At 59.9% G+C, this 5,907-nt stretch carries 4 protein-coding genes; 3 read left to right on the top strand and 1 reads right to left on the bottom strand.

The features are described 5' to 3' along the window. Positions 1–208: 208 nt before the first annotated feature. A protein-coding gene (locus ACTWP6_RS29675) for an IS3 family transposase (RefSeq protein WP_443189573.1) occupies positions 209–1,347 on the bottom strand; the annotation gives its coding sequence in 2 pieces (ribosomal slippage) (positions 209–1,077 and positions 1,077–1,347; 1,140 coding nt in all). A 104-nt stretch (positions 1,348–1,451) separates the two neighbouring features. Here ACTWP6_RS29675 and ACTWP6_RS29680 point away from each other — a divergent pair. From ACTWP6_RS29680 to ACTWP6_RS29690, 3 genes are read left to right on the top strand one after another with little or no spacing between them, the layout of a single operon-like run. Next, complete coding sequence (locus ACTWP6_RS29680) at positions 1,452–3,386, top strand: DNA topoisomerase 3 (protein ID WP_443189574.1); 1,935 nt, start codon at positions 1,452–1,454, stop codon at positions 3,384–3,386. 30 nt (positions 3,387–3,416) lie between these two features. Further along, positions 3,417–3,788 carry a hypothetical protein gene (locus ACTWP6_RS29685; RefSeq protein ID WP_443189575.1) on the top strand — a complete coding sequence of 124 codons (372 nt, stop codon included), beginning with the start codon at positions 3,417–3,419 and terminating at the stop codon, positions 3,786–3,788. 3 nt (positions 3,789–3,791) lie between these two features. Then, the gene (locus ACTWP6_RS29690) at positions 3,792–5,816 is read left to right on the top strand and encodes an ArdC-like ssDNA-binding domain-containing protein (RefSeq protein WP_443189576.1); all 2,025 of its coding nucleotides are present in this window, start codon (positions 3,792–3,794) and stop codon (positions 5,814–5,816) included. Positions 5,817–5,907: the final 91 nt, after the last annotated feature.

Here is a 5,907-nt window from a genome sequence, read left to right on the forward strand (position 1 = left end):
TTTTGGCATTGGGCCCTCGGCGCTGACGGAGGCCATGGGCATGCTCAACCACCATTTCGCAGCAGCCGCCTGATCGGCGCAGAGCGACAGCCTACCTCTGACTGCCGCCAATCTTTGCAACAGAGCCCTGGGAACTACCGGCAAGGGTGATGGATTCATTGAATGTGGTTCGGACAAGGTGAGGGGGACCCGTTTGGTGGTCCAGTCGCTATGCGACTTTCGGTTGATGGGTCGCGGCCCACTGTAGGGCAAACTCGGCTGGGGTGCGGTCACCGTGGGCAGAGTGGGGCCGGTTGGCGTTGTAATCGCAGCGCCAGTCCTCAATGATCACCCGGGCTTCCAGTAGCGAATCGAAGCGCCACAGGTTGAGCAGTTCGTCACGCAGGCGACCGTTGAACGATTCGATCCAGGCGTTCTGCCACGGCGACCCAGGATCGATGAAAAGTGAACCGGCACTGTTGAATCGACACCAATCACGCACCGCGTGAGCCACGAACTCAGGCCCGTTGTCGAAACGCACATAGTGCGGCGCCCCATGGATGAGCGCGAGCCGATCCAGCACAGCCACGACCCCATCGGCATCGATGCTGCGACCCACCTCGATCGCGAGTGCTTCGCGGGTGAACTCGTCGATCACGTTGAGCATCTTCAGCGTGCGACCATCAGCGGTGGTGTCGAACTGAAAGTCCATCGCCCAGATCGCATTCGGGCGGATCGGCGACATCGCCCCCACGGCGACACCAATCCCGGTCAGCCGCTTCTTGCGGCGCCGCTGAGGCACCCGCAGGCCCTCCTCACGCCACAGGCGGCGGATGCGCTTGTTGTTGGCCTTCCAGCCGGCTCGACGGGCCATCTTGGCGGCTCGGCGCCACCCCCAGCGCGGCCGGTCGGTGGAAAACCGGCGCAGCCACGCACGGAGCTCGGTCTCCTCCGTCGTGACCGGTGCCGGTGTCAGCCGCATCGTGGAGCGGTGCAGCCCGACGACCGAGCAGGCGCGGCGCTCAGAGACCCCGAACCGCTCACGCAGCGCGATGACGGCGCTGCGCTTGCGGTTCGGGGTCAGAAGTTTCCCGACGAGATCTCCTTGAGCATGTCGATGTCGAGGGCCTGATTGGCAACCAGCTTCTTCAGACGGGCGTTCTCCGCCTCGAGCTCCTTGAGACGTTTGGCCTCGTTGGCCTTCATGCCGCCGTACTGGGCCACCCAGCGATGCCAGGTCGACTCGGTGATCTCCAGGTGCCGGCACACCTCGGCGAGTTCCTGGCCGGTCCCCAGGAGCTTGTTGCCCTCGGCGAGCTTGCGGATGATCTGATCCGGGGTGTGCCGTCGGCGCTTGTTCGATGTCATCTCGTCGCTGATTCTTCCTGCCCGAACACTCGGGCAACAGAGTCCCACAACGACTGGACCACTACAGAGGGCTCACCTCAAAGGTGACGTGGTGCTTCGGTCACATGCTGGAGCAGGCCGACCCTGACGAATACACCCCTGATGACGTTCCGCGTGGGCCGAGTGGGCGCAAGGTGTGGCGAGTCGATGAGCTACCTATCATTCCTGATACCTGGATTCTCAAACCCAAGGATGACGCCAAGAAACAACTCAACATCATCGGGAAGCTGCTCAAAGAATCCAACGAAGTCGTGAATGCTGGCGACCCAGACCGGGAAGGCTGCCTACTGGTTGATGAGGTTTTGGAGCATTTCCGCTACAGCAAGCCAGTTCGGCGTTTTTGGGTTTCTGCACAGGATTCCGTTTCTGTTCGTCGGGGCCTGGATGCCCTCAAGAACAACGCTGACTATCGGGGGTGGTCGGACGCTGCACGCGGACGGCAGCGGGCCGACTGGCTGATAGGCATGAACCTATCCAGGGCTTACACCCTGCGCGCCCAACGGGGCGGCTCTCGGGCACTGCTGACCGTGGGCCGAGTGCAAACGCCTACACTCGCCCTGGTAGTCGGCCGTGATAAGGACATTGAGGGGTTCAAGCCGGTGCCCTATCACACGATCCGAGCTGAAATTCAGCATGCCGGCGGTTCCTTCATGGCTGGATGGAAGGCAAAGGAGGATCAAGCGGGCCTCGATCCTGAAGGCCGTCTTGTTGATACCGCCGTCGCCAATGCCATCGTGGAGAAAGTCACAGGCAAGGCCGGCGAGCTGGCCGAGTACAAGCAAGAAGCCAAGAAGCAGAATCAACCGCTGGCCTTTGCCCTGTCAGACATTACCGCCTTGGCCTCTTCACGCTTCGGATACAGCGCCGAGGACGTGCTGAATGCCTGCCAATCGCTCTATGAAACGCACAAGCTGACCTCTTACCCTCGAACCGACTGCGCCTATCTCCCGGAGTCCCAACACGCGGACGCGCCCCGCGTCCTGGAAGCTGTCCGCCAGGTGAACCCCGAGCTGGCCGCGATCATCGACGGCGGCGATCCGCTCATCAAATCCCCGACCTGGAACGACAAGAAGATAACGGCTCACCACGGAATCATTCCGACCATGCACAAAGGCAGCACGGCCGGCTTGAACGATAAAGAGCGCAACATTTACGGCCTGATTGTTCGGGCATACATCGCGCAGTTCTACCCGGTGCATGAATACATGCACACCACTGTTGCGGCGAACATCGAGGGCGAAACCTTCGCGGCGAGCGGCAAGGTTGTTACCAAGAACGGCTGGCGTGACGTGTACGAAACGGCCGACGAGGACGACGAGAAGGACGCGGAAGAAGGGGGCAACCAACGCTTGCCGGCCATGAAGCGGAATGATTCCGTGACTTGCGCGCAAGCCACCAGGAAGGACGCCAAGACGAAGCCGCCGGCCCGGTTCACCGAAGGCACGCTTATTCGCGCAATGGAGAACATTCACAAATATGTGACTGACTCGGAGCACAAGAAGCTGCTGCGCGACGGCGACGGCATCGGCACTTCTGCAACCCGCGCTTCCATCATTTCCGAACTGAAACGCCGCGAGTTCCTGGAGGTGAAGGGCAAGCACATCGTTAGCACGACGCTGGGCCGCAGCATGATTGCCGCCCTGCCCGAAGTTGTGAAAAGCCCGGTTCTCACCGCGCTTTATGAACGCATGTTGAAAAGCATCGAGCAGGGTAGCGCCGAGCTGGGAGCCTTCATTGCGAAGCAAGAGGCTTTCATTCGTGACCAGGTGGCGAAGGCCAACGATGGAGCCGTGAGCATTGCCGGCGGCAAAGAGGCAACCCCTGTTTCCAGTCTGCACAAGTGCATGGCATGCGGTGCTGGCTTGTCCCGCCGGCCGAGCAAGAAGAAAGGGCATTTCTGGTGGGGATGCAGCAATTACCCGACCTGCAAACAGACCTATCCCGACATCAAGGGGCGGCCCGACTACAGCAAGGGCCGTAACGAACCCGCATCCGAGTAAACCGAGTTTTTCCAACAAGGAGCTATGACCATGAGTAACGAAACCATGAACCACGAAACCAACGACAACATGGCCGACCTGGTGCCGGCTGGCGATGCGATCAGCGATAAGCTGGCCGACGCGCTGACGCCGGGCTATCAAGCCGAGTTCGACCCGGACGAGGCCGAGCGGGCAGGGGCCTTCATCGAGGACGCATTGACCGAGCAAGACGCCGCCGAGAGCGGCGACGACTTGGCCGACCTGGACGCGGCACTTGAACCCGCGTTCCTGGACGATGACGGCCCGAGTGGTGATTTGCCTCCAATGCCGACCCTTACCAACACCCGAGAGCTTTTCGGCTTGCGCGAGGGTGAGACAGTGGCTGATGCCATTGCGCGGCGGGATCAAAAAGCAGAGGACTAAGGCATGAGAGGTGGATATGAAAAAGACCTATTCGGAAACCCGGTACCCCCTCCCGAAAGAAAATCTCGGGCAACCAAACCCGGACAGGCCGGACTATCAGGGAACGTACAGTCCAGCCCCACCATACCGGGTGACACCCCAAGCCCCCCGGGCAAATACCACGTCCGAACCATCATCGGATCGGAAGTAAATCGAACCCTGGCGGCGGATCGAATCCATAGCACTGCCGACCTCGCGCAAGCCACGCAGTACCTTTATCGTTCGGCTGTTGAGCGATTGGATGGGATTGTGACGGATAAGGACGGGAGGCCGCTGGCTGTTGTAGGTGGGTTTAAGGGAAGTATTGATAGCGCCAGTGTTTATCCCTCGACGTTAGTTGCCGAGGCTGTACGGGTGCCGGGCGCTGCAAATATCTGGTTTTCCCATAATCACCCGTCTGGCTTGTCTTCGCTTTCCAATGCCGACAAACATTTAAGTGGTGTCCTTTCAGACGTTTTCGAGGGAAGTGGTATTGAGCCGCGTGGCCTGATTGCAGTAGGGCAGGGGCAGTTCAGTGATATTGACGGCTATACAGGCCCTATTCCCGCGAGCGGAGCAACGGTGACCGTTCCGGCGATTGAGCGCGAGCAAGAGGGGGAGCCAACAAACATCACTATCGAAAGCCCAGGCGCCGCTCGTCTGGCAGGCGCTGCCTATTACAAGCAGGAAGAGAACCCAGGGATATTGCTGCTTAACACCAGGAATCAAGTAATTGGGTGGGCGCCAATTTCTCAACCAATGATTGAAGGCCCGCTACGGCATACGGGCCAGTTGCGTGCGATTTATCGGGCCATTAGCGAAAGCAACTCCGCCGCTGCGATTCTTATCCACGGCGGCGAGCTGGATCACGTCCTGGTGCATGCGGATGATGCGGGGGGCAATATCGCCGCAGCCCTCGATAAAGCCGGGGTGCGGCCGCTTGATGTGCTTAACGCCAAGACAGGGGAAAGTCGGGCGGAAAAGGGCAGGCCCATCGCAAACTCAATCATGTACCGCGACGGCGTAGCCGAAGAGGGCGCAACTTACGGGGGAGCGGGGTTAAGCAAGGCTGATGCTCAAGACCTGACGCTACGGTTTGTCCGCGACTATCCAGGGGCGCTGGAGCTCGCTTACAGATTCCGGCAAAACACGACCGAACTGTATGGCAGTCGTGCAGATGAAGTTCCTGCGAGCATGAAAGGCGGTTACGTCCCGAAGGAGACGCCCCATAACGGCCGCAATTACCGAGGGCGGATCGACATTCCCCTGGAAAATATGCGCGACACCCGCGATCTGCTGTTGACCTTGCGGCATGAGGTTGTTGGTCATTACGGGGCAAATACCTTTGCCCCGGAAGAGAAGAGGGCCTTGTTGGATGGCTTGGTGGCCGCCCGTAACGAGCCTGGCATCAAACCCCTTTGGGAAAGCGTAGATCGGCACTATGGCGACCGCTCGCTGGATGTTCGCGCCGAAGAAGTCTTTGCGCTGCACTGCGAAGGTATCGCCCCACGTCACCACATCAATGACCCCCAGGTGGCCGACCGTGGCCAGCGTGCATTGCTGGAAACGTGTATCGAACGAACCCGCGTCATGCAGGCAGCAGACCTCAGCAATATCGCCTGCATGGTCGCCCAGGGCCTGCATGATCGCACCAGAACGCAGCAGACATTCCCTGAAATCAATGAACTACTCAGGAAGGACAACACTATGGAGCCGAAAAAGCCGTTTCATGAAGTGGTGGCCGAAAAGCTGATTGAACAGCTCAAGGCGGGCACTGCACCGTGGCAAAAGCCCTGGAATCCGGGCGAGCCGAATGCTTACCTGCCAATGAACCCGACTACAGGCAAGCGTTACAAGGGTATCAACGCCATTCACTTGATGGCCCAGGGGCGCAGTGATGCGCGCTGGATGACCTACAAGCAGGCGGCGGCCGTAGGTGCCCAGGTACGCAAGGGCGAGAAGGGAACCCCCGTTGGCTCTGTTGCAAAGATTGGCGGCAGTCAGAGGTAGGCTGTCGCTCTGCGCCGATCAGGCGGCTGCTGCGAAATGGTGGTTGAGCATGCCCATGGCCTCCGTCAGCGCCGAGGGCCCAATGCCAAAA

The organism is Mycobacterium sp. 4D054 (genome assembly GCF_052245755.1).
GTDB lineage: Bacteria > Actinomycetota > Actinomycetes > Mycobacteriales > Mycobacteriaceae > Mycobacterium.

Bases quoted from the DNA above. Each gene is read 5' to 3' on its own strand.
- ACTWP6_RS29680 (WP_443189574.1), top strand. From the start codon at position 1,452: ATGCTGGAGCAGGCCGACCCTGACGAATACACCCCTGATGACGTTCCG.
- ACTWP6_RS29685 (WP_443189575.1), top strand. From the start codon at position 3,417: ATGAGTAACGAAACCATGAACCACGAAACCAACGACAACATGGCCGAC.
- ACTWP6_RS29690 (WP_443189576.1), top strand. From the start codon at position 3,792: ATGAGAGGTGGATATGAAAAAGACCTATTCGGAAACCCGGTACCCCCT.